Source organism: Sphingomonas aurantiaca, from assembly GCF_003050705.1.
Classification (GTDB): Bacteria; Pseudomonadota; Alphaproteobacteria; order Sphingomonadales; family Sphingomonadaceae; genus Sphingomonas; species Sphingomonas aurantiaca.
Genome location: NZ_QAOG01000001.1, coordinates 597,320 through 619,818 on the forward strand (window position 1 = coordinate 597,320; position 22,499 = coordinate 619,818).

Here is a 22,499-nt window from a genome sequence, read left to right on the forward strand (position 1 = left end):
GCCCCTACGCCCCTACGACCGCGCCGATCTTCGGTAGCGGCGCGTCGATCCGGAACACGACGCCGGCCGGATGGAATTCCAGCGACGTTTCGCCGTGGAAATAGGACCGAAGCGAGCGCTCGATCATCCTCGAGCCGAAACCCTGGCGAGTCGGCGGAAACACCAACGGGCCACCCTGTTCCTGCCACAGGAACGTGAAGCGGCGCTCGTCCGCGTCGGGGTCCTGCTCGCAGGCCCACGCGATCGTCACTATCCCGGTCTCGTTCGACAGCGCGCCATATTTGCACGCATTGGTCGTCAACTCGTGCAGCGCCAGCGTCAGCGCGAGCGCGAGTTGCGGCCCCAGCTCGATATCCGGCCCATCGAGCGTGACACGATCCTGGAGGCCGTCGATCGAGGTGAGACCCGCCGTGGCCACATCGCGCAACGTCGCCTTCTGCCATGCGGTCGCGGTCAGGATGTCGGTTGCCTTGCCCAGCGCGACGAGGCGTTCGGAGAAGATGGCGGTGGCGAGTTCTACGCTGTCCGCCTTGCGGAACGTCTGGTTGGCAATCGACTGGACCAGCGCGAGCACGTTCTTGAGCCGGTGGCCGAGCTCGCCGTTGAGCAGGCGCTGCTGCTCCTGCGCGACCATCAGTTCGGTCGTGTCGCGGGACACGGCCAGGATTCGGTCGGGTGCGCCGTCAAGGCCCAGGATCGGCGATACCGACACATCCCACCATTTGGGCGTGCCCGCGAACGTGTCGGCCTTGCCGACGAAATGGCTGGGCCGTCCCGCGCGCGCTGCCGCCAACGCGGCGACCGCGTCGGCATTGCCGTCGCCCTGCCAGAAATCGGGCCAGGGGCAGCCCTGCACGGCGTTGAAGTCGCCGATCTCCATGACCTTCATGCCGCCCTCGCTCATGAAGGTCAGGTTGCCGCCAAGGTCGAGGACCTTGATGCAGTCGGTCGAGCTGGCCAGCACACCCGACAGGAACGCGGCGCGTTCCGCCAGGTCGGTGGCGAGCTGCCGCGTCCGCCGCACCCCGGCGCGCAGTTCGCCCGCCAGCAGCGACACACCGACCGCGACCAGCAGGAACATGAACGACCCCGCCCATTGCGGCCCCGTCAGCCAGAGCTCCACCGACGGGCTTCCGATCGACCAGGCCGCGAGCGCCATCGCCAGCACGCTGGCATAGAGCGCGGGCGCTTCGGCGAGTGTCAGCCCGATCAGCAGGATCGCCGGGATGAACAGCAGCCACGGTACGAGCGACGTTACGAACAGGCTGCGCAGGAGCGCAACCGTCACGATCAGCAGCGTGCAGGCCAGATAGCGGGTGAGCCGCGGCAGCGGATGATCGATCGACCAGGCGACGATGCCGTCGAAAAAGGGCAGGCCTTCGGTTCGTGTCATCCGCGCGCGTCCGTTACGGACAGCCCTTTTTGGCGATCCCTGCGCGCTGCATAGCGCAATGCCGCCCGCCCCGTCACCGGCGATTGTTACGGTGCCGCGTCACGGCCTTTCGCTGGCGCCAAACGGTCAGTCGGGCGCGCTTACCGCATAGCGCAGGTGCACCGCGCCGCCATCCAGCGGTTCGCAGCCGAGCAGCGACAGCGTCACCTTGCCCTTCAGCCCGTCGCCGGCTGCAACGATCCGCTGCGCGTCATCGCCGCCGTCCAGCGCCGGCGCGACGACGATGCTGAGTTCGTCGACCAGCCCTGCGGCCAGGAAGGCGCCGTTAAGGCCGGCCCCGCCTTCGAGCAGCAACGTCTCGATCTCCAGCTCGCGACGCAGCGTTGCGAGCGCATCGGCAAGATCGATTTCTGTGGTGGAGGAGACGAGGTAGGAAACGCCGTTCGCGGCGAGTTCGGCGAGGTGCGCGTCGTCGACGTCGCCGCCCAGCAGCACGACCACATGATCGCCGCCGATATCGGGCTTGGAAAAGTGCAGCTTGCCCGACCGGTCGGGCGCAATCGCAAAGGACGCGGCATCGCGGGCCTGGAACAGGAACGGCCGTTCGACGCCGCTCGCATCGCGCGGCGGCTGCGGCTCTCCCTTCGCCATCTCCGCCATGGTGACCCGCCCGACGATCCAGCCGTCCGCACCGAGGCGATCGTGGAGCGATTCATAGGCACGCGTCCAGTCCTTCACCGTCCCGTCGGGGCTATCGGTATAGCGGCTGGGATGCAGCCCGCCGTCGATGGACGAGGTCATGTGGCAGATGATGCGCGGACGATCGGTCATTGGTGAAACTCGCTGGGAAAGACCGTTCCTCAACGCAGTGGAGCAAGGCAGGTTCAACCGTCCCGAGGTCGTCATCCGCTTGGCGTGTGCGCTTCGTCATCGCGACGGTTCAGGCGCCAGGCCAAGCGGAACCCGGCGGAGTCCCGAAATAGCCGATGCCGTGCGTCGCGACGATCGTCAGCGCTGTTTCTTGGTCGTCGTCGCCGTGAAATCCGGGTCCTTGTTCGCCACCCAGTCGACGAACTTGCGCACCGCGGGGTTGGCCAGCAGGCTTTCCACATCCATCGCGTGACGCTGCAGCTCGGAATTGGTGAAATTGGCGGTCAGCGTCTGCTGGCAGATCGGGTGCATGGGGACGACATCGCGACCGCCCCGGCTCTTGGGAACGGGATGGTGCCAGACGATGGTCTTGCCGGTCGGCCGGCCGCACAGCCAGCACGCGACCACGGCCACCGGTTCCTCCGCGGTGCTCTCCGGATCCTCGTACGGGCCGTGTTTCGAATGCTTGCGGGCCATGTGTTCAACCGAATGCTTGATCCTGCGGCCGTCCTTAGCGGGCGCGCCGCGCGTTTCACAGCGCTACCGGACCGGCAGCGTCAGGGCTTTTTCCGCGAACTCGTCCGGTCGACGGCATCCTGCCACCCCTCCATCAGGCTAGAGCGTGCATCGCGGGTCATCGCCGGCGTGAAGATGCGGTCTTCCTTCCAGGTGGCGGCGATATCGTCGGGACCGTTCCAGATCCCCACCGCCATGCCGGCCAGGAATGCAGCGCCCGCCGCGGTCGTCTCGATATTGGCGGGGCGCACCACGTCGGTGTCGAGCATGTCGGCGAGGAACTGGCAGAACCAGTCGTTCGCCGCCATCCCGCCATCGACGCGGATCTGGCGGGCATCGCGCGCGCCGTCGGCGACCATCGCGTTCATCAGGTCGGCGGTCTGGTACGCGACCGATTCGAGCGCGGCGCGCGCGATGTGCGATCCGGTCGCGGCGAAGGTGAGGCCGGTGATGCTCGCGCGCGCATCGGGGTCCCAGTGCGGCGCGCCCAGCCCGACAAACGCCGGTACCATGTAGACGCCGCCATTGCCGTCCAGCTTGGTCGACATGTCGTGCGTGTCGGCCGCACGGTTGATCAGCCCCAGCCCGTCGCGCAGCCACTTCACCGCCGCACCCGCGACGAAGATCGAGCCCTCCAGCGCATAGGTGATCTTGCCGTCGAGCTGATAGGCGATCGTGGTGAGCATCCCGTTCTTGCTCGTCACCGCCTCCTCGCCGGTGTTGAGCAGCACGAAGCAGCCGGTGCCGTAGGTCGATTTCGCATCGCCGCGCTGGAAACAGGCCTGGCCGACGACGGCGGCCTGCTGGTCGCCCGCCATGCCGCCGATCGGGACGGGCTTGCCGAGCAGGTCCGCAGTGGTCTCGCCGAAGTTCGTGCTGTTGTCCTTCACCTCGGGCAGCAGGCTTTCGGGGATGTCGAGCATCCGCAGCATGTCCTGGTCCCAGGCGCCCTTGTGGATGTCGAACAGCAGGGTGCGCGAGGCGTTGGACGCGTCGGTCGCATGGACCTTGCCGCCGGTCAGCCGCCACAGCAGGAAGCTGTCGATCGTCCCGAAGGCGAGCTCGCCGCGCTCGGCGCGCGCGCGCACGCCCTCGACCTCGTCGAGGATCCATTTGAGCTTGGTGCCCGAGAAATAGGGGTCGAGGATCAACCCGGTCCGCTCGCGTACCAGCGGTTCGTTGCCGTCCGCCTTCAGTTGCGCGCACAGCTTGGCGGTGCGGCGATCCTGCCAGACGATCGCGTTGTGGACGGGCTTGCCGGTCTTGCGGTCCCACACCACCACCGTCTCGCGCTGGTTGGTGATGCCGATCGCCGCGACCGTGCCGCCGTCCGCCTCGGCCGCCTCTTTCAGCGTCGCGACGGTATCGCGCCAGATGTCCTCGGGATCATGCTCGACCCAGCCCGACTGCGGATAATGCTGCGCGAATTCGCGGCGTACGGTCTGGCGGGGCACGCCGTCGGTGCCGAACGTCATGCTGCGGGTCGACGTCGTCCCTTGGTCGATCGCCAGGATGATGGTCTCGTTCACGGGGTCAGTCCTCGATTATTGTGGGCCGGCGACAGGCGTGTCGCGCGGCAGGAAAGGCCGGATCAGCAGGTGTTGCACGCCGCCGCCGATGATCGCGCCGATCAGCGGGCCGGCGATCGGCGCCCACCAGTAATTGCCGACGCCGGGAAACGCGGACGTGTCCCAACCCATCAGCCAGGCGAAGGTGCGGGGGCCGAGATCTCGCGCGGGGTTGATCGCCCACGCCTCCAGATACCCCATCGACGCGCCGATGACCGCGACCAGCAGGCCGATCACGATCGCGCCGAAATTGGCCTGCGGTGCCATCGTGTTGAACTCGTCGGTGATCGCAAAGATGCCGAAGACCAGGATCGCGGTCAGGATGATCTCGTCGATGAAGCCCTTCATCGTCGTCACCGCGAGACCCGGCGCGGTGAAGAACACGCCGGCTGCGCCGCCGCCCGCCCGCGTGAGATTCTGCGTCGCGTTGAAGTGATCGATCACGTTGTAATACAGCGCATAGACGATCGCCGCGCCGAGGAACGCGCCGACGAGCTGCGCGCACCAATAGGGCAGGACCTTCTTCCACGGAAAACCGCGATACAGCGCGAGCGCCAGCGTGACGCCCGGATTGGCATGCGTCCCCGAGACGGCGCCGGTGACGTAGATCGAGATCGACACCGCCATTCCCCAGGTCATGCAGACCCCCCAATAGGCGGTCTTGTACGGGCTTGGATCATAGAGCGTGTACATCGCGGCGACCGACAGGCCGAAGGTCATCACGATGCAGATCGCGACCGCCTCCGAGATCAGCTCGCCGACAAAGGCCTTGCGCGGCGTCATCGACGCGGCCGGATCGGTCGTTGCCGGCGATATGGCCTGCGCCGCCTGCTCGATTGGCATCCTGTGCTCCTCCTTGAACGCCGTCGACCACCTTGCAGGCGGCCGTGTTCGCCAACGCCCTTGTACCGGCACGAAGACCATTGTCGACCGGTGCGGATGCGGTCCGGCTGGACATACCCACGGCATCATGGTTTTCGCCAGCGATGATCGATCCCACGTCCCGTCGTCAGCCGTGATCGCGCAGGTCGACCTCCTGTTGCGCGGCGGGGCGATCGGCTTGCTGATGCTGGCGGCGGTGGTGTTCGCGCGCGCGCCGGCGTCCCTGCCGAGCCGGTTCGGGCTGGCGCTGACGCTGTGCACGGTGGTGGGCACGTTGGCAGGCTTGCCGCATGCGCCGACCGCAATCGATCCGCTGCTGGACCTGAGCGCGAGCGCCGCCATCCCGTTGTTCTGGCTGTTCGCGCGCGCCTGGTTCGACGATGCGTTTCGCCCCAAGCCGGTCGACATGGCGCTGGCGGCGGCGTTTCTGGGCTGCACGCTGTACGCCGGATTGCAGGGGCGCGGGCTTGCAGCGCCGATCCGCGGGCTGGATATCGCGGTCTATCTGGCCGGGATGGCGTTTGCGATCCATGCGCAGTGGCTGGCATGGCGCAATCGCCAAGGCGACCTGGTCGAGCCTCGCCGGCAGGCGCGAACGGTCTTCGTGGTATCGGTCGGGCTGATCATCCTGTGGCTGCTGGGCAGCGAGATCGTCGGCCGCGCGACCGACGAACTGGCGCTGTCGGGCATGGCGTCCGCGGCCGGACTGTTCATGGGCGCGTTCGTCATCACCGCGCTGCTCTTCGGATTGCGGCATCCGGAGGCGTTTCCGACCGCGCTTCCCCGGGCGACCGGGGACGATACCGTTCCAGAGGCGGTCGCGTCGCCCGAACCGCTTGACGCAACGCTCGGCCAGAGCCTTGCCCGGATGATGACGCAGGACCGCGCCTATCGCGATCCCGAGCTGACGATCGGCACGATTGCCGCCCGCGTGGAGACGCCCGAATATCGCGTGCGCCGCCACATCAATGGCGGCCTCGGCTACCGCAACGTCAGCGATTACCTCAACGAGCACCGGATCGCCGAAGTCCGCAGCGCGCTGGCCGACCCGGCGCAGGCCGACGTGCCGATCCTGACGATCGCGATGGATGCGGGGTTCGGCAGCCTGGTGATGTTCAACCGCGTGTTCAAGGAACGGCTCGGCGAGACCCCGAGCGCGTTCCGACGGCGGCATCTCGACGGCTAGCCACGTCTGAACCCCGGTCGTTTTCGAAAACGACCGGTCGATTTCGAGGACTGGCAGGCCGGGGCGGCCTCGAATCGGCAGGGCGATCCGCGTTCACCAACGGGACGCGACGATGCCGAAGATTCTCCACTCGACGACCGGGCTGATTGCCGCCGGTTTGACCCTGTTATCCTGCGCCGGCTGCTCGTCAGAGCCCGTCGCATCGCCCCGGTCCGACGCCACGCTGGTCGATGTCGTCACGATCCACCATGCGGGCGGACAGACCTCCACGTTCGACGGCATTTTGCGCCCGCGCCGCGATATCGCGCTCGGCTTCAGGACGGGCGGCCGCGTGCTCGCTTTGACCGTGCAGGTCGGCGATCACGTCCGCGCCGGGCAGGTTCTCGCCCGGCTCTCGCGTACCGAAGCGGTCGCCGATAGCGGGCAGGCACGCGCCGAACTCGCGGCCGCGACCGCCGAAGCGACGCGGGCAAGCGAGGCCGCCAGGCGCGCGACCGGGCTGGACGGGATCGGCGCGCTGTCCGCGGCGGATGTCCGCGACCGCGCGCTGACCGCGACCGCCGCCGCGGCCAAGCGCGACGCAGCGCATGCCGCATTCGACCGCAGCCGCGCGACGCTCGCGGACTCGGTACTGGTCGCGCCCGAGGACGGCGTCGTGACCGAACGCGCGGCCGACTCCGGCACCGTCGTCGGTGCGGGCACCACCATCGTCCGCCTCGCCGCGGGCGGCCCCGAAATCGAGGTGCAGCTGCCGGAACGCGTGCGGGTGACGCGCGGGACGATGGCGGATGCGAGCTTCTGGTCCGCACCGGGCCTGATCGCGGAGGCACGGCTGCGGCTGGTGGGGCCCGCGGTGGATGGCGCGCTGCGGCTGCGGACCGCGCGGTTCACGGTGCTCGGCGACGTCTCGCAGATCCCGTTCAACGGGTCGGCGACCGTCACGCTGCGGATGGCCGATCCCAAGGCGACGATCCGCGTGCCGCTGACCGCGCTTGGCGCGGAAGGGCCCCAGCCACACGTCTGGTCGCTGTCGACGAGCGGCGACCGGGTGCATCGCCAGCCCGTCCACCTCGTCGATCTGCGTGGCGACGATGCGATCGTCTCCGGCCTGCCCGATGGCCAGCGGATCGTCGCGAGCGGTGGCGACACGCTGTCCGAAGGGCAGCACGTCGTCATGGCCGGCCTCGTTACAGGCGGCAACTGAGCGATGGACCGCTTCAATGTGTCGCGCTGGGCGATCCGTCACCCCGCGCTCGTCGGGTTCCTGATCGCGCTGCTGTTCGCCGCGGGCGCCGCGCAGTTCTTCACGCTCGGGCGCGATGAAGATCCCACCTTCACGCTGAAGGAGATGATCGTCGCCGCGTCCTGGCCGGGTGCGAGCCCTGCGCAGATGCGCGCGCAGGTCGCCGATCCGATCGAACGCCGGCTGCGGGCGACCGAAAACCTCGATTTCCTCCAGACCTATTGCGGCGACGGCCGCTGCGCGATCCGCGTGTCGCTGACGGATGGCGCGCCGAAGGACCGCGTCCCGCTGATCTGGCAACGGGTGCGTAAGCAGCTGAAGGATATCGAGCCTGCTTTGCCCGCGGGCGCGTCGGTCGCTGCCGACGACGATTATGCGGACGTGTACGGCTATGTCTTCACGCTGACCGGCGCGGACAATGCGCGGCTCGTGGCGCTGGCCGAGCAGGCGCGCGACGCGATGCTGCGCGTCCCCGGCGCGGGCAAGGTGCAGATCACCGGCGAAGTGCCGCGCCGGCTGTTCGTCGATCTCGACTCACGCAGGCTCGCCGCGATGGGGCTGTCGCCCGACACCGTCGTGCAGGCACTCGCCAGACGGAGCAGCGTCGCGCCGGCAGGCGTGGTCGAGCGGTCTATGCGCGTCCCCGTTCGCATCGGCCGCGCCGTCGACGGCATCGATGCGGTCGAGAATACCGCGGTATCGACCGCCGAGGGCACCGCGAAGGTCGGTGACCTCGGCACGGTCAGCAACGGCTATGCCGATCCGCCGGACGGGCTGGTCCGCCATGCCGCCAAGCCTGCCGTGGTGCTGGCGATCGCGATGACGCCGGGGGCGGACGGCCTCGGATTCGGCAAGCAATTGTCGCAGGTCGCCACCGCGTTCGGCCGGACGTTGCCCGCCGGGGTCACGATGACCCAGGTCGAGGACCAGAGCCAGAATATCCGCGAGGCGGTCGACGCGTTCCTCATCAAGTTCTTCTGCGCCTTGTCGGTGGTGCTGCTCGTCGCGTTCGTGACGCTCGGGTGGCGGACCGGCGTCGTCGTCGCCCTGTCGGTGCCGCTGACGCTGGCGATCGTCGCGCTGTTCATGGGCGCGACCGGGATCGGGCTCGAGCGTATCTCGCTCGGCGCGTTGATCCTGTCGCTCGGCCTGCTCGTCGACGATGCGATCATCAGCGTCGAGGCGATGGTCGTGCAGCGCGAGCGCGGCGCGACGCGGGCCGATGCCGCCGCCTATGCCTGGACGCACACCGCGTTCCCGATGCTGACGGGCACGCTGCTGACGATCGTCGGCTTCCTGCCGGTCGGTTTCGCCCAGTCGACCACCAGCGAATATGCCGGCGGCATCTTCTGGGTGACCGGCTCGGCGCTGCTGGTGAGCTGGGTCGTCGCGGTGGTGTTCACGCCGTATCTGGGCGTGCGGCTGCTGCCCGAGGCGCGCGCACGGCACGATGCCGCGACGATGTACGACACGCCGGTCTATCGCCGGCTGCGCAATGTGGTCGATGCGTGCATGGCGCGGCGCAAGACGGTGGTGGCCGTGACCGCGGCGCTGCTGGTCGTGAGTCTCGCGGGCGCGATGCTGGTCCGGCAGCAATTCTTTCCGATTTCCGACCGTCCCGAGATCATCGTCGACGTCAGCCTGAGGCCGGGCGCCTCGCTGTCCGCGACCTCCGCCGCGGTGAAACGGCTCGAAGCAAGCGTGGCCAAGGACCGCGATGTCGCGCAGCTCGACAGCTATATCGGCCAGGGCGCGCCGCGCTTCTACCTGCCCTACGGCCCGACGCTGCCCGATCCCGCGACCGCGACGATGGTGCTGGTCGCACGCGATCTCGGCGCGCGCGAACGCGTCATCACGCGGCTGCTCGCGAACCATGCGTCGCCCGAGGCGAAGCTCCACATCCGTCGCCTGTCGCTCGGGCCGAGTGCGGGCTTCCCCGTGCAATATCGCGTCATCGGCCCCGATCCGGCGGTGTTGCGGACGGTGTCCGCGCGGATCGAGGCGGTGTTGCGGGCAACGCCGGGAACGACCGCGGTCCAGGCGGACTGGGGGACGCCCTCGGTCGCGATGCGGCTCGATCCCGACGACGAGCGCGCAGCGCGGCTCGGGCTCGATCGCGCGACGCTGGCGGGGAATGTCGCGACGATGCTGTCGGGCCAGCCCGCGGGCGACGTGCTGCGCGGTACCAAGCGGATCGGCATCGTCGTGCGCGGCACGGCGGCGGATCGCAGCGATCCCGGGCGGCTCGCGGACATGGTGGTGACGACGCCGCATGGTCCGGTGCCGCTCGGCCAGGTCGCGCGGATCGGCGTGACCACCGAACAGCCGATCGTCTGGACGCGCGACGGTGCGCTCTGCATCACCGTGCAGGCGGACATGACCGGCGACGTCCAGGCCGCGGACGTGGTCGCGGCGGCGGAGTCGCGCGTCGCGGCGATCGCGAAGGCGCTGCCCGCCGGCTACCGGATCGAGGACGGCGGCGATGGCGAGCTTGCCGGCAAGGCCAATGACGCGATCTACCGGCTGCTGCCGATCACGCTCGGGCTGATGCTCCTGCTGCTGATGATCCAGTTGCAGAGCATCGGCCGCACGCTGCTGGTGCTGGCCACCGCCCCCCTCGGCGTGATCGGCGCGGTGGTGGCGCTGGTCGTGACCGGCGCGCCGTTCGGGTTCGTCGCGTTGCTCGGGCTGATCGCGCTCGCCGGCATGATCATGCGCAATTCGATCATCCTGGTCGATCAGGTGCAGCACAACCAGGCCGAGGGGATGGACCTGCACGCGGCGATTCGAGCCGCCACGATCGGCCGCTCGCGCCCGGTCGTGCTGACGGCGCTGGCGGCGGTGCTGGCGTTCATTCCGCTGTGTTTCAACATCTTCTGGGGGCCGATGGCGATCGTGATGATCGGTGGCCTGATCGGCGCGACGATCCTCACGCTGTTCGCTTTGCCCGCACTCTACGTGCTCGCCTTCGATCGCCCCGCCCGCCGCACCCATCAGGACGACCGACATGCATGATCCGAAGTTTTCGCGGGTAGTGCCGCTGATGCTCGCCGCCGCGCTGGCCGGCTGCACGGTCGGGCCCAACTTCACGCGGCCGGCCGCGATCCTGCCGCCGGTCTGGCGGGCCGCGGCCGCCGCCCAGCCACCGAGCGACACACGCTGGTGGCGCAGCTTCGGCGATCCGGTGCTCGACTCGCTTGAGGCACGCGCGGCATCGGCGAATCCCGACATCGCTGCGGCGATCGAGCGGCTCACCGCCGCGCGGATCGAGCGCGGGCAGGCACGGGCCGCGGGTGCGCCGCAGGTCGAGGGTCAGGCCGGCTACAGCCGCGAGCGCGTTGGGACGGCGGGCATCGCGTCGGTCACGCAGACGCTGCTCGGCGTCACCCCGACGACCACGCCGCCAAAGGGCGTCGACTTCGATCTTTACAGCGTCGGCATCGGCGCAAGCTGGGAGCTCGATCTGTGGGGTGGCCATCGTCGCCAGGCGGAGGCGGCCGCGGCCTCGGTCGACGCGAGCGACGCCGCCGCGCGCGGTGTGCGGTTGTCCGTCGAGGCCGAGGTGGCGCGCACCTATTTCCAGTTGCGCGGCCTGTGGGACGAGCGCCGCATCGCGCAGACGGGCGCCACGATCGCCGAACAAAACGCCGCGATCGCGCGCGCGCTGCTGGCCCGCGGGCTCGCCACGCCGATCGATCTTGCCGCAACCGAGGAAACGGTGCGAAGCTTGCGCGGCGATGCCGTCGACCTCGACCAGCAGGCGGCAAGCGCGACGCGCGCGCTGGCGGTGCTGGTCGGCGAGACGCCCGACACCGCCCCGTTCGATCGCAGCACGCTGCCGCCGCCGGGCCCCCTCCCGGCCAGCGCGGTGCGCATACCCTCCGAGGTGGCGCGAACCCGCCCCGACATCGTCGAGGCCGAGGCGCGGCTGCATGCGGCGACCGCGCAGATCGGCGTCGCCACCGCCGATTTCTATCCGAAGATCAGCCTGACCGGGCTGTTCAACATCGACGTGCTGAACCTTGCCGATTTCGGCTGGGATGCGCGCAGCACGAGCATCGGCCCGGGCCTGTCGCTGCCGATCTTCTCGGGCGGGCGGTTGCAGCGGCAACTCGATCTGCGCCGCTCGGAGGAGCGCTCCGCCGCGCTCGCCTATCGCCAGACCGTCATCACCGCGTGGCGCGAAGTCGACGATGCGCTGTCCGCGACGCGCGCCGCGGCCGAGCGGACCAGCCTGTCGAGCCGCGACCTGCAGGCGCGGCAGCAGACGGTCGCGATGGTGCAGGCCCGCTATGCGCGCGGCGATATCGGCGCGTTGCCGGTGCTCGACGCACGCCGGGCCGCACTGTCGGCGGAGCGCGCCGCGGTGCGCCAGCGCGTCGCCGCGCTGCTCGCGCACATCCAGCTCCAGCGTGCGCTCGGCGGCTAGCCGCGCGCTGCGCGCCTCATTTTTTCAAAGAAGGACCTAATCGATGCTCCCTATCCGTACCCGGGCCCTCCTGCTCGGCAGCACCTTGACCGCCTTTAGCGCGATCCCCGTCCGCGCGCAGGACGGCCCCGCCGATCCGTACCGCAATACCGTGACGGTCGGCGTCGGCGTCGCCGCATTGCCCGATTACGAGGGCTCGAACGACTATCGGATCACGCCCGCCCCGGCGGCGATCGGGACGATCAAGGGCTATGGCTTCGTGCTGGCCGGCAACCAGCTGAGCGTCGATCTCGTCAAGAACACGCCGGGGCCGGTCTGGGATGTCCAGGCCGGACCGATCGCGCAGCTCAATTTCACGCGGAGTTCGACGGGCAGCATCGACGATCTGCGCGTCCGCGCGCTCGGCAAGCGCGGCATGGCGGTCGAGCTCGGCGGCTATGTCGGCCTTGGCAAGACCGGCGTCCTGACCAGCGCGTACGACACGCTGTCGGTCACGCTCGGCTATCGCCATGACGTCAGCGGTGTTCATGACAGCGGGATCTGGAGCCCGGGCATCACCTATGTCACGCCGCTGTCGCGCAAGGCCGCGATCGGCGTGTTCGCGTCCGCCGACATCGTCGAGCGCGGCTATGCGCGGACCTATTACAGCGTGTCGGCGGCGCAGAGCGCAGCCAGCGGACTGCCGGTATATGCCGCGCACGGTGGCCTCAAGAACTGGACGCTCGGCGCGATCGCCAGCTATTCGCTGACCGGCGACCTGCTGCACGGCATCAAGATCGTCGGCGGTGGCACCTATGGGCGCATCGAGGGCGATATCGCGCGCAGTCCGCTCGTCGCCATCGCCGGCGCGCGCGACCAATGGCTGGGCACGCTCGGGCTCGCCTATACCTTCTGACGACGTCGGCGCATGTCCCGCCACGGCGGCAGCGGGGCGGGGCGGGGTGGCCCGAACCGCCCCCGATCCGCGCTCACGCCGCTTCGGCGCGGCGCGGCAGTTTCCAGTTCGGGCGGACGAAATGGCAGGTATAGCCGTTCGGCTTGCGCTCGAGATAATCCTGATGCTCGGGCTCGGCCTCCCAGAAATCGCCGACCGGGGAGAGTTCGGTGACGACCTTGCCCGGCCACAACCCCGACGCCTCGACATCGGCGATCGTGTCCTGCGCCACCGCCTTTTGCTCGGCGTCGGTGTAGAAGATCGCGGACCGATAGCTGGCGCCGCGATCATTGCCCTGGCGGTTGACCGTGGTCGGATCATGGATCTGGAAGAAGAATTCGAGCAGCGTCCGGAAATCGGTCCGCGTGGAATCGAAGACGATCTCGATCGCCTCGGCATGGTTGCCGTGATGGCGGTACGTCGCGTTGGCGACCTCGCCGCCCGAATAGCCGACGCGTGTCGACACGATTCCGGGCAGCGCGCGGATCAGGTCCTGCATCCCCCAGAAGCACCCGCCGGCCAGGACCGCGCGCTCGGTCCGGCTCGGCGCGTCCTCGACCTGGTCGAGATAGGCGCCATAGCCTTGCGCGGCCATCTCGGCGCGCGGCACGAAGCGCAACGCCGCCGAATTGATGCAATAACGCAGCCCGCCGCGGCTGCGCGGACCATCCTTGAAGACATGCCCCAGATGGCTGTCGCCCTGCGCCGAGCGAATTTCGGTACGCGGAATCAACATCGACCAGTCGCGCTTCGACGTGACGGTGTCCGGCGCGATCGGCCGCGTAAAGCTGGGCCAGCCACAGCCCGATTCATATTTGTCGGTACTCGCGAACAGCGGCTCGCCCGAGACGATGTCGACATAGATCCCCGGCTCTTTGGTATGGAGCAGCGCACCGGTGCCAGGGCGTTCGGTCGCATTCTCCTGCGTCACCCGATATTGTTCGGGGGTCAGCGCGGCGATGGCGTCTTGGGTCTTCGAATAGGTGGGCATGAAGGCACTCCTCGATCGCCATGTGGTGAGCCCACGGGATGCTGTCGAGGTGCGGCCGATGAGCGCGGTCGCCTCGCCGCCGCGGATCGCGATGGTCCCTGTCCGGCCGAACCGCTACGGTGCCGCCGATACGCAGTGTGAGACGCCATGCCCCTGACCAGATCCCAAGCCGAACTGCTCGCCCGCGAGGGTATGGCCGCGCTGCGCAACGGCAATGCGGCGACGGCATATGACAAGCTGCTGCTGTTGCAGGACGGCGCGTCCGGTATCCCCGCGCCGTGGTTCCTGATCGCCCAGGCCGCCCAGGCGCTCGGACGCGACGAGGAGGCGGATGCCGCGCTCGTGAAGTTCCTCGCGGTCGAGCCGCGTCATCTCGCCGCGCTGCTGACAATGGCGGCGCTCAAGGTCCGGCGTGGTGACGATCGCGCCGCGCAATCCTTCTACCGCACCGCGCTTAATGTCGCAGCGCAACCGGGGGCGACCGTCCCGCCCATGCTCGTTCCGATGCTCCGCGCCGGCGAGACGTTTCTGGCGGAGGTTGCAAGGCGCTTCACCGAGCATCTCGACCAGATCCTGGTCGGGACGCGTGTTGCGACGGGCAAGCACAGCGCGCGAACGCAGCAGGCGCTTGATCTGATGGCGGGGCGGACCGAGCTTTATCTGCAACAGCCGTCGATGTTCTATTTCCCCGGGCTCGCGCAGCGCGCCTTTTTCGAGCGCGACGAGTTCGCCTGGGTCGCGTCGATGGAGGCTGCGACCACCGCGATATGCGCGGAACTCGACCGGGTGCTCGCGACCGACGACGGATTTGCGCCCTATGTCCAGTCCATGCCCGATCGTCCGGCGCCCGCGAACCCGTTGCTCGACGATCCGAGCTGGAGCGCGTTCCAGTTGTGGCAGGGCGGTGCGCCGGTCGAACCCAATGCGTCGCTATGTCCGCAGACCATGGCGGCTCTGGCGTCCGCGCCGATCCCGGTCATCGCCGGGCGTTCGCCGATGGCGATCTTCTCGCGGCTCAAGCCCGGCACGCATATCCGCCCGCATCACGGCATGCTCAACACGCGCCTCATCTGTCACCTCCCGCTGATCGCGCCCGACGGCTGCGGGCTGCGCGTTGGCGCGGAGACCCGCCACTGGAAGACAGGCGAAATGCTGATCTTCGACGACTCGTTCGAGCATGAGGCGTGGAATCGCGGTCGGGAAACCCGGGTCGTCCTGCTGTTCGAGATTTGGCGCCCCGAACTGACGCCCGACGAACGCGCCGCGCTGACCGACATCTTCGAGGCGATCGACACGTATCAGGGGGCCGCCGTCGATACCGGCTGAAGCGGGTGGATCGATCGGATATAGTCCTTGGTCGGCGCTTGAACGATCGTCGTCAGAGCTGTTGTCATCAATTGCGCGTTGTGGCTCGGGCCGATTGATGGTTTTGTGCCACGTCTGAAAAAACACATCTTGCCAATCTGCTGGCGCCCGGAAACCTATCCTTGGCCCGTCGGTTGGTGGATTGAGGAGAACGGCCATGAAACGCATCATGATTCTCGGACTGCTTGCCTGCGGGAGCGCATCGTCTGCGCAATTCATCGTATCCGGCCCCTACATCGCCCCGGGATCTACGTCTTCCCAGTTCGCTGCCTATCAAGGGATTTCCCCTCAGGCTTTGGGCTTTGCGGCGGCAAGCGACGGCATCACGCCGACGATGCGCAGACAGCGCGAGGAACGCGCACGGCAAGTCTACGCCATGTTCCCCGAACTGCGGGACGAGATGGCACGGGCGTCGCCAGACCGCGCTCGGTACATGTACGCCAAGGCCGAGCACAAAGCGATTTGGGCCAACGTTCAAGCCAAGCGCATGGTCGACTGAGCCTCGACCGACCTTGGCTAAGGTTTAGCGGGAATAACCCTTGGCTTTCGCCCGGTCGGGCCAGCGTCACGAGCGCTGACGCCGTACCGACCTGATCAGTCGACAATCTGCCCGTTGTCCCCCAGCCGCGTCCCGAGGGCGCCGAACAGATGGCGCAGCATCGTTCGTTCGACCTCACTGAGATACGGGTTCCACACGTCGATGATCAGGACGGCGCGGATCGAGTCGCTGTTGTTCCACGCCTCATGCTCGATCGTGTCGTCGAACACGAAGGCCTCGCCCACGCGCCATTCGCGCGTCTCACCGCCGACGCGGAACGCGCAACGATCGGGGACGATCAACGGCAGATGGACGATCGACCGGATGTTGCTGACCCCGGTATGCGGCGGCAGGTGCGTCCCCGGTTTCAGGATCGAGAAGAACGCGGTCGGGGCCCGTCCGGGGATATCGGCGAGCGGCAGGCTATCGAGGACCGCCGCGGTTTGCGGGCACCGGGCACATAGCTGGTCGTTGCGCACGCCGTAGCGCCAGAGATACTGGACGCTCCAATCCGCCGAGTGATCGAGCGCACTCCACAAATTGGGCGGCGTCCCCGGCATCATCGTGACATAGGGGGTGAAGTCCGGCGCAGTGTCCGCCAGCAGCGTTTGCAGTTCCGCCAGGATCGCAGGCGTCGCGGCTTCGAGTTGTGCGAGCCAGTCGAAATGGTCGCGCGCGAAGAATTCGTCGGCGGGCAGGAATGGAAAGTGCAGCCCGTGCGGCGCGGGGGCATAGATCCTCCGGCGACCCAGCATGGCATCGATACACGCATCGAACCGAGCTTGCTGCCCCGCCGCCGCGGCGGTGCGCAGCGGCTGCATCGCCGTATCGACATCGTCGGACAGCGCTTGGCTCAGCACCGCGATCCGGTCCGTCGCGCGCGCCAGCAACTGGTCGAGCGCGGGCGGGCGGTCGGGCATCGCCTGGATGACCGTTGCGACGCCACCCCAGCGAAATGCGGCGGCCGACATGTCCGCGGTCCGCTCGAACAGCTCCGCGATCCGGACGTTCGCCATCAGGTTGCGCTGGTCCAGCGCCAGTGCTCGCTCCAGCGCGGCGCGTTCCGCATCGGCATCGCCAAGGCCACGATGCGCGCTCGCCAGGTTCATCCACAGCGGCGCGGCGGTCGGATCGGCGGCGGCCGCGCGCGTGAAATAGGTCGCGGCACGCCGGTCGTCGCGCCCCAGCGCCGCCATCCCAACCGCGTTCAACGCTACGGGATGATCGGGCTTGCGCGACAGGATCGCCTCGAACGCCGCGGTCGCGCTCGCTCGGTCCCCGGCGCGTTGCGCCCGATCGGCGTCGCGCAGCAGCATGTCCACGGACCGCTCTGCGGTGCTGTTCGTCATCGACTGCGCGTGCGGTTACGGCTGCGTGCCGGCGGAGGCGCGGCTCACCATGTCCTGCCCCGTGGCGCGCGCATTCTGCGCGATCTGATCCCATTCCTGCCGCGTATGGCACTCGCGCCGCGTTTCGATCAGCGAGCCGGAGGGTGCGGACCGCTTGCAGATCTTGCGTTCGGCGGCAGGCGTGGCGCCGCCCTGCGGCGTGGGGGCGGATTGTTGCGGCGCCTGCGCGCCGGCCATGACCAAAAGCGCCAAACCGATGACGAAATGTCCCATCAATGTCTCACCTTAACGCCTGATTCGAACCCGTATCATGATCGATTCGCGGCCGCGTACAATCGTAAACTGGCCGATTTTGCGACAGTCTTTCGCATGGCGATACTCCCACCAATATGCGATCCCCACGCGATGAGCATTCCGCCGCGTTTTCCCCAGCCCGTCGACCGGGCCGCAGCAACAGACGCGGCGAAAACCGCCGATCCCCGGTGGTTGGCGCATCGCTATGATCCCGATCACGACGCGGTCCACCTGATCGACGCGGACCGCGCGGCGCGTGCCGCGGCGACCTTCCTGACCGACGAGCATCTGCCGTCCGCAACGCAACCGGTGATCGTTTCGCGCAAGATGGCGCGTGATGCCGTCCAGCGGCGCGATCCGGTGCATTTCGTCTTTCACTCGGCCTATTGTTGCTCGACGTTGCTTGCGCAAGCGCTCGACCATGTCGGGGTGGCCTCGACGCTGAAAGAGCCCGTCATCCTCAACGATCTGGTCGGATGGCGGCACCGCGGTGGCGATCCTGCGTACATCGGCGACGTGCTGGACAGCGCGCTGACGCTGCTGGCGCGCGCGTATGTGCCGGGGGAGGCGGTGGTGATAAAACCGTCCAACGTCGTCAATGCACTGGCGCCCGCCATGCTGTCGATGCGTCCCAATGCGCGGGCGATCCTCCTCTACGCCCCGTTGCCTGTCTATCTAACGTCGATCGCGCGTAAAGGCATGTGGGGGCGGCTGTGGGTGCGCGAGTTGCTCGCCAAGCAGCTCGCCGACGGGATCGTTGACCTGGGTTTTGCACCGGACGACTATTTGCGTCTGACCGATCTTCAGGTGGCGGCGGTAGGCTGGATCGTCCAGGCGGATCTGTTTGCCGGGCTGGCAACGCGGTTTCCCGGGCGGGTCCGGTCGCTGCAAAGCGAGACGCTGCTCGCGGCACCGCGACAAGCGCTTGCGGCGATCTGCGCCCTGTTCGGACTGTCGGCGGACGCCGCGACGATCGACGCGCTCGCGCAGAGCAAAGCGTTCGGCCGCAACGCCAAGGACGGCACCGCATATCAGGCAGCAGATCGCGATCGCGACCGCAGCGACGGCGCGGTCCTTCACGCCGAAGAGCTAGACAAGGTGCTGGCCTGGGCACACGCTGTCGCGCGCAATGCGGGCGTCGCGATGGATCCGCCGGCGCCACTGCTGGGCTGATCGGCCGACGCTGGTCGCCGGGTCGGTACGTTTTAGGCATCGAGGTCCGCTAGGGGGTATGACGAGACTGCGTTCGCGACATCTCCAGTCGTACAGCGCAGCGCTGCCTGACAAATAACCGACCAACACCGTATCCTACGAAATTCGCATTACCGTATGCGCGACGCGGCCGTTTCGTGCCGCGGTCGATCGGGCGCGGCTTGTCTGCGCCATGCGCTGCTTCGTAGCGTCTGCGGGGCGTATCGGACATTGCACCGGCGCGCCGAGATCGTCCGCACAAAACCGATCTGAGAGCCTGACCGATGCCAAAAAAAAGGGCGACTCCGAAGAGCCGCCCCCCAAATGGATCAGGAAAGATCCTAGAAGTGCAACCGCGCACCAACCGCGAAGCGACGGCCCAGCGCGTCGTAGGTCGACGGATAGGTGTTGCCGCTGTTGTACGAGGTCGAACCGACGGTCGAACCCACGATCGGCGGGTCCTTGTCGAGCAGGTTCTGAACGGTAAACGTCAGATCGAAGTTCTCGGCAACACCGATGCGCGTCGTGAAGTCGAAGTAATCGCGCGCCTTGATCCGCCCGAAGTTCACGGTGTTACCGTTGAACGTCCCAGCGAACGCCGGACCATTGCCATTTTCGCTCGTGACGTCGTCCGGCTCCTGTTTCACGCCGTCGATATGCCGCCAGAGAACCGACACGTCGATATTGTCCGCGAACGTCAGGGTCGCGCGGGTATTCCACGAGAACTCCGGCTGGATCGACGGGCAGTTCACCGAGTAATAGCCGACGCAGTCGCGGTTGAGCGACGTCGGGGTAGCCTGGAACTTCGAAGAGTTGGTCCAGTTACCCGTGAAGCTAAGCGCCAGTTTCGCAAAGTTCAGATCGGTACGGTAGTTGACGCCGAGATCGATGCCGTCGGTCTTGAGCGTGCCCAGGTTCGACAGCGACAGGAGCAACCCGCTGGTCGTCGACGGATCGCCGAACAGGTTCCCGGTTGCTGGATCGCGGCCGATCGAGGTGCATGCCGCGCTGGTTGCGCTGGCTGCCGTGATGTTGCCGAAGCATGCCGCGATCGCATCGCCCGGCGTCGGCGTCGTGATCGCCCCCTTTACCTTGATGTTGTAGTAATCGACCGTGACCGAGAAGCCCGACAGGAGCTGCTGCGGCTGGAGGACCAGACCCAGCGTGTAGCTGTCCGACTTTTCAGGACGCAGCGCCAGGTTACCGCCGCTGGTTGCGGCAGGCTGGCCGGCAGGATCGGCGATGATGCTGCCGATGCTGCTGGCAGGCGCACCCTGTGCGCGGCAGACCGCGGCAAGGTTTGCGTTCGTCACCGGCGCGCTTCCGGCGCACGGATCGGTGCCCAGGTTGGTGAGCCCCGTCGACAGCGGCGAGAACAGCTCGCTGATGTTCGGTGCGCGCACGGCGCGCTGGTACATGCCGCGAACCTTCAGGCCGGTTGCGGGCTCCCAGCTGCCGCCAGCCTTGTAGGTGGTGGTGTTGAAGCTTGGCGAGGTCGGCGCGAACACCTTGTAGTGCGAATAGCGAAGACCGGCTTCGAGCGTCAGGCTCTGGAAGAACGGACGATCCTGGACCAGCGGTGCGATCAACTCGCCAAAACCTTCGATGACTTCGAAGCCACCGTCGATGTTGGGAGCAGCACCGCCTGCGCCGCCGAGCTCGCCTGCAGTCTGCGCCAGCGTGTCCGAACGCTGCGATGCGCGATATTTGCGATACTCGCTGCCGGCAGCGAAGCCGACCGAATCCGTCGCGAAGGGCGATGCGAACCCGAAATCGCCGTTCAGCACGGCGCGTGCCTGGGCAAGCGACGTCCGGATCGTGGTCGTGCTTTCGCCGGTAATGTACGGGATTTGGTCGGCGGAGATCGAGCCGTCGGGACCGAACACGTTGAGCGGAATGCAACCCGACCCTGCGGTCAGCGACGCACCGTTGGGCGCACCGCCGAGGCAGGTAGTGGTGTTGGTCGCATACACCGCCGAGCGAACCCGCGACGTCAGGACATAGCCCTGCAACGTCTGGGTGTTCTCCGACTCGCCGTAACCACCCGACACGTCCAGCTTGATTCCGTCGGTGATGCCGACCTTCATGCCTGCACGGTAGTCGAAGATCGTGGTCTGGTAGTTCGAGATACGCGGACCGACTTCGGTCGTGCGACGCGCCAGATTGGTCGTGATCGTACGGAAGTTCGGGTCGGTCGGGTTCACGGCCGTTGCGGCAGCGTTGCACTGCGCCACGGTGATCGGCTGGACGCCGGTCAGCGTTGGGTTGGTATCGGTTGCCGCGCAGAACTGCGCGCGGGCAGCCGCTGGGAGATACGGGTTCGACAACGGAATGACGACCGACGAGTTGAACACGCCCGATGGCGCGATAATCGTCTGGACGGTGTTCTTCGAGAACAGGCCGCGCGTATAGACCTCGACGGTATCCGACACGTCGTAATGACCCGCGCCGTACATGTTGAAGCGCTCAAATGGCGTTTGGAAGATGTTGTACGGGTTGAAGTTGAACGGCGCATACGGTGCGACGAGCGCGCCGGTGGTCGGATTGATCTGACGCGTACCGCCCAGCGAGAAGCGCGACGGGGTTGCGGTGCTCGAACCGCTGGTCAGGCCGCTGAACGAATCGACGTTGTTGACCGCATAGTCGCGCTCGCCCTGATAAACCGGGTCGGACTGCTGGTAACCGATCGAGAACACCGCGTTGCCGCGGCCGTCATCGAAGTTCGCGCCGATGGTGATGTCCGCACGGACATAGTTGCCATCGCCACGCTCGGTGATCTGGTTGGAGACTGAGGCATCGACGCCTGAAAAGTCCGAACGCGTGACGAAGTTGACAACGCCGGAGACGGCGTCGGCGCCATAGGTCGTCGCTGCACCGCCGGTCAGCGCGTCGACGCGCTCGACCAACGCGAGTGGGATGTTGTTGAGATCGACGCGGCCGAGCAGACCCGAGGGTGCGATGCGGTTGCCGTCGATCAGGACGACGTTACGGAACGAGCCAAGGCCGCGAAGATCGACATAGGACGCGCCGCCATTGCCGTTGTTCACGGCCGAACCGATGCTCGGCACTGCGCCGGGCAGCGTGCGCAGGATGTCTTCTGCGGTGTTCGACTGGCGGAGCTGGATTTCCTCCTGACCGATGACCTGGACCGGCGACGAAGCGATCAGCGCCGGGTTCTTGATCAGCGAGCCGGTGACGACGATGTCGCCCTGGCTGTTCTCGGTGGTCGGTGCAGCTTCCGACGTCGTCATGCCGACTTCGCCCTGCGCGTTGGCGCCCGGGGTGGTGGCTGGAGTCGCAGTCGCGCCGCCGGCGCGAATGCCCGAATTGTCACCCTGGACCTGCGCGAACGCCGGTGTGGCGAGCGATGCCGCTCCCATGAGCAGCGTGGTCGCAAGCAGGTGAGTGCGCGCAGCAGATTTCATATTGGCCCCTTAATGTGCCGGCGTTTGACCGTGCATCAACACCGGAGAATTTCCGGTCATGCCGAGAATTATCGACCGATCGTGGCGCTCTGCAACGCATATAATCGATTCGGCCCTTTCGCTGTTTCGTTTGCGTCGCTAGCGTGACATTACCGCAACATAATATCGCTGAGGACACCGGGGGGACACAAACGCCCGGCGCGCGGCTACAGGGGTTGTCACATGCGTCTTTTGAAGCTCATCCGGTTCTCCGTGCCCGTGCTTTTGGGGACGGGGCTCGTCTTTGGCGGGGCGGCGAACGGCCAATCGGGGGCAGATTCGTCCA

At 67.4% G+C, this 22,499-nt stretch carries 17 protein-coding genes; 9 read left to right on the plus strand and 8 right to left on the minus strand.

Annotated elements, in window-relative coordinates:
* Positions 1 to 4: 4 nt before the first annotated feature.
* The 5 genes from C8J26_RS02835 to C8J26_RS02855 all read right to left on the minus strand — a co-directional run bounded on the left by C8J26_RS02835 (position 5) and on the right by C8J26_RS02855 (position 5,190).
* Entirely contained in the window at positions 5 to 1,393 is a 1,389-nt protein-coding gene (locus C8J26_RS02835; RefSeq protein WP_107956628.1) for an HWE histidine kinase domain-containing protein, read from the minus strand.
* A gap of 126 nt (positions 1,394 to 1,519) precedes the next feature.
* Entirely contained in the window at positions 1,520 to 2,224 is a 705-nt protein-coding gene (locus tag C8J26_RS02840; protein WP_107956629.1) for a dihydrofolate reductase family protein, read from the minus strand.
* 177 nt (positions 2,225 to 2,401) lie between these two features.
* Complete coding sequence (locus C8J26_RS02845; RefSeq protein ID WP_107956630.1) at positions 2,402 to 2,740, minus strand: hypothetical protein; 339 nt, start codon at positions 2,738 to 2,740, stop codon at positions 2,402 to 2,404.
* 80 nt (positions 2,741 to 2,820) lie between these two features.
* The gene (glpK, locus tag C8J26_RS02850) at positions 2,821 to 4,308 is read right to left on the minus strand and encodes a glycerol kinase GlpK (RefSeq protein ID WP_107956631.1); all 1,488 of its coding nucleotides are present in this window, start codon (positions 4,306 to 4,308) and stop codon (positions 2,821 to 2,823) included.
* A gap of 15 nt (positions 4,309 to 4,323) precedes the next feature.
* Positions 4,324 to 5,190 (minus strand): MIP/aquaporin family protein, encoded by an 867-nt coding sequence (locus C8J26_RS02855; protein ID WP_235516746.1) that lies wholly within the window; start codon positions 5,188 to 5,190, stop codon positions 4,324 to 4,326.
* 172 nt (positions 5,191 to 5,362) lie between these two features.
* Here C8J26_RS02855 and C8J26_RS02860 point away from each other — a divergent pair, with 172 nt between their 5' ends.
* From C8J26_RS02860 to C8J26_RS02880, 5 genes are all read left to right on the plus strand, one after another.
* A complete protein-coding gene (locus C8J26_RS02860) occupies positions 5,363 to 6,415 on the plus strand; it encodes an AraC family transcriptional regulator (protein ID WP_208631309.1) in 1,053 nt (350 codons plus the stop codon).
* Positions 6,416 to 6,527: 112 nt separating this feature from the next.
* Complete coding sequence (locus C8J26_RS02865) at positions 6,528 to 7,619, plus strand: efflux RND transporter periplasmic adaptor subunit (protein ID WP_107956633.1); 1,092 nt, start codon at positions 6,528 to 6,530, stop codon at positions 7,617 to 7,619.
* Positions 7,620 to 7,622: 3 nt separating this feature from the next.
* Positions 7,623 to 10,673: an efflux RND transporter permease subunit gene (locus C8J26_RS02870; protein ID WP_107956634.1), complete on the plus strand. Its 3,051-nt coding sequence runs from the start codon at positions 7,623 to 7,625 to the stop codon at positions 10,671 to 10,673.
* Positions 10,666 to 12,087 (plus strand): efflux transporter outer membrane subunit, encoded by a 1,422-nt coding sequence (locus C8J26_RS02875; protein ID WP_107956635.1) that lies wholly within the window; start codon positions 10,666 to 10,668, stop codon positions 12,085 to 12,087. The genes C8J26_RS02870 and C8J26_RS02875 overlap by 8 nt, the downstream gene beginning before the upstream one ends.
* 43 nt (positions 12,088 to 12,130) lie before the next feature.
* Positions 12,131 to 12,982: a MipA/OmpV family protein gene (locus C8J26_RS02880; RefSeq protein ID WP_107956636.1), complete on the plus strand. Its 852-nt coding sequence runs from the start codon at positions 12,131 to 12,133 to the stop codon at positions 12,980 to 12,982.
* 73 nt (positions 12,983 to 13,055) lie between these two features.
* Here C8J26_RS02880 and C8J26_RS02885 read toward each other — a convergent pair whose 3' ends face one another.
* Positions 13,056 to 14,012, minus strand: a complete 957-nt coding sequence (locus C8J26_RS02885) for a bifunctional methionine sulfoxide reductase B/A protein (protein WP_107956637.1) — start codon at positions 14,010 to 14,012, stop codon at positions 13,056 to 13,058.
* Here C8J26_RS02885 and C8J26_RS20360 point away from each other — a divergent pair.
* The 3 genes from C8J26_RS20360 to C8J26_RS02895 all read left to right on the plus strand — a co-directional run bounded on the left by C8J26_RS20360 (position 14,011) and on the right by C8J26_RS02895 (position 15,876).
* Positions 14,011 to 14,169, plus strand: coding sequence for a hypothetical protein (locus C8J26_RS20360; RefSeq protein ID WP_167398762.1), 159 nt, complete (start codon positions 14,011 to 14,013; stop codon positions 14,167 to 14,169). The two genes, C8J26_RS02885 and C8J26_RS20360, sit on opposite strands and share 2 nt — an antisense overlap.
* Positions 14,160 to 15,338, plus strand: coding sequence for an aspartyl/asparaginyl beta-hydroxylase domain-containing protein (locus C8J26_RS02890; protein WP_244185130.1), 1,179 nt, complete (start codon positions 14,160 to 14,162; stop codon positions 15,336 to 15,338). Before C8J26_RS20360 ends, C8J26_RS02890 begins: the two co-directional genes overlap by 10 nt.
* Before the next feature lie 196 nt (positions 15,339 to 15,534).
* Entirely contained in the window at positions 15,535 to 15,876 is a 342-nt protein-coding gene (locus tag C8J26_RS02895) for a hypothetical protein (protein ID WP_056412430.1), read from the plus strand.
* A gap of 95 nt (positions 15,877 to 15,971) precedes the next feature.
* Here the strand turns inward: C8J26_RS02895 and C8J26_RS02900 are convergent, their stop codons facing one another.
* Entirely contained in the window at positions 15,972 to 17,264 is a 1,293-nt protein-coding gene (locus C8J26_RS02900; protein WP_107956639.1) for an aspartyl/asparaginyl beta-hydroxylase domain-containing protein, read from the minus strand.
* A gap of 9 nt (positions 17,265 to 17,273) precedes the next feature.
* Here C8J26_RS02900 and C8J26_RS02910 point away from each other — a divergent pair, with 9 nt between their 5' ends.
* Positions 17,274 to 18,731, plus strand: coding sequence for a hypothetical protein (locus tag C8J26_RS02910; protein ID WP_341871489.1), 1,458 nt, complete (start codon positions 17,274 to 17,276; stop codon positions 18,729 to 18,731).
* A gap of 359 nt (positions 18,732 to 19,090) precedes the next feature.
* Here C8J26_RS02910 and C8J26_RS02915 read toward each other — a convergent pair whose 3' ends face one another.
* The gene (locus tag C8J26_RS02915) at positions 19,091 to 22,174 is read right to left on the minus strand and encodes a TonB-dependent receptor domain-containing protein (RefSeq protein ID WP_107956641.1); all 3,084 of its coding nucleotides are present in this window, start codon (positions 22,172 to 22,174) and stop codon (positions 19,091 to 19,093) included.
* Between the last annotated feature and the right edge of the window lie 325 nt (positions 22,175 to 22,499).

Coding starts and splice junctions, on each gene's coding strand:
- C8J26_RS02835 (WP_107956628.1), bottom strand. CDS start 1,393: ATGACACGAACCGAAGGCCTGCCCTTTTTCGACGGCATCGTCGCCTGG.
- C8J26_RS02840 (WP_107956629.1), bottom strand. CDS start 2,224: ATGACCGATCGTCCGCGCATCATCTGCCACATGACCTCGTCCATCGAC.
- C8J26_RS02845 (WP_107956630.1), bottom strand. CDS start 2,740: ATGGCCCGCAAGCATTCGAAACACGGCCCGTACGAGGATCCGGAGAGC.
- C8J26_RS02855 (WP_235516746.1), bottom strand. CDS start 5,190: ATGCCAATCGAGCAGGCGGCGCAGGCCATATCGCCGGCAACGACCGAT.
- C8J26_RS02865 (WP_107956633.1), top strand. CDS start 6,528: ATGCCGAAGATTCTCCACTCGACGACCGGGCTGATTGCCGCCGGTTTG.
- C8J26_RS02870 (WP_107956634.1), top strand. CDS start 7,623: ATGGACCGCTTCAATGTGTCGCGCTGGGCGATCCGTCACCCCGCGCTC.
- C8J26_RS02875 (WP_107956635.1), top strand. CDS start 10,666: ATGCATGATCCGAAGTTTTCGCGGGTAGTGCCGCTGATGCTCGCCGCC.
- C8J26_RS02880 (WP_107956636.1), top strand. CDS start 12,131: ATGCTCCCTATCCGTACCCGGGCCCTCCTGCTCGGCAGCACCTTGACC.
- C8J26_RS20360 (WP_167398762.1), top strand. CDS start 14,011: ATGAAGGCACTCCTCGATCGCCATGTGGTGAGCCCACGGGATGCTGTC.
- C8J26_RS02885 (WP_107956637.1), bottom strand. CDS start 14,012: ATGCCCACCTATTCGAAGACCCAAGACGCCATCGCCGCGCTGACCCCC.
- C8J26_RS02890 (WP_244185130.1), top strand. CDS start 14,160: ATGCCCCTGACCAGATCCCAAGCCGAACTGCTCGCCCGCGAGGGTATG.
- C8J26_RS02895 (WP_056412430.1), top strand. CDS start 15,535: ATGAAACGCATCATGATTCTCGGACTGCTTGCCTGCGGGAGCGCATCG.
- C8J26_RS02900 (WP_107956639.1), bottom strand. CDS start 17,264: ATGACGAACAGCACCGCAGAGCGGTCCGTGGACATGCTGCTGCGCGAC.
- C8J26_RS02915 (WP_107956641.1), bottom strand. CDS start 22,174: ATGAAATCTGCTGCGCGCACTCACCTGCTTGCGACCACGCTGCTCATG.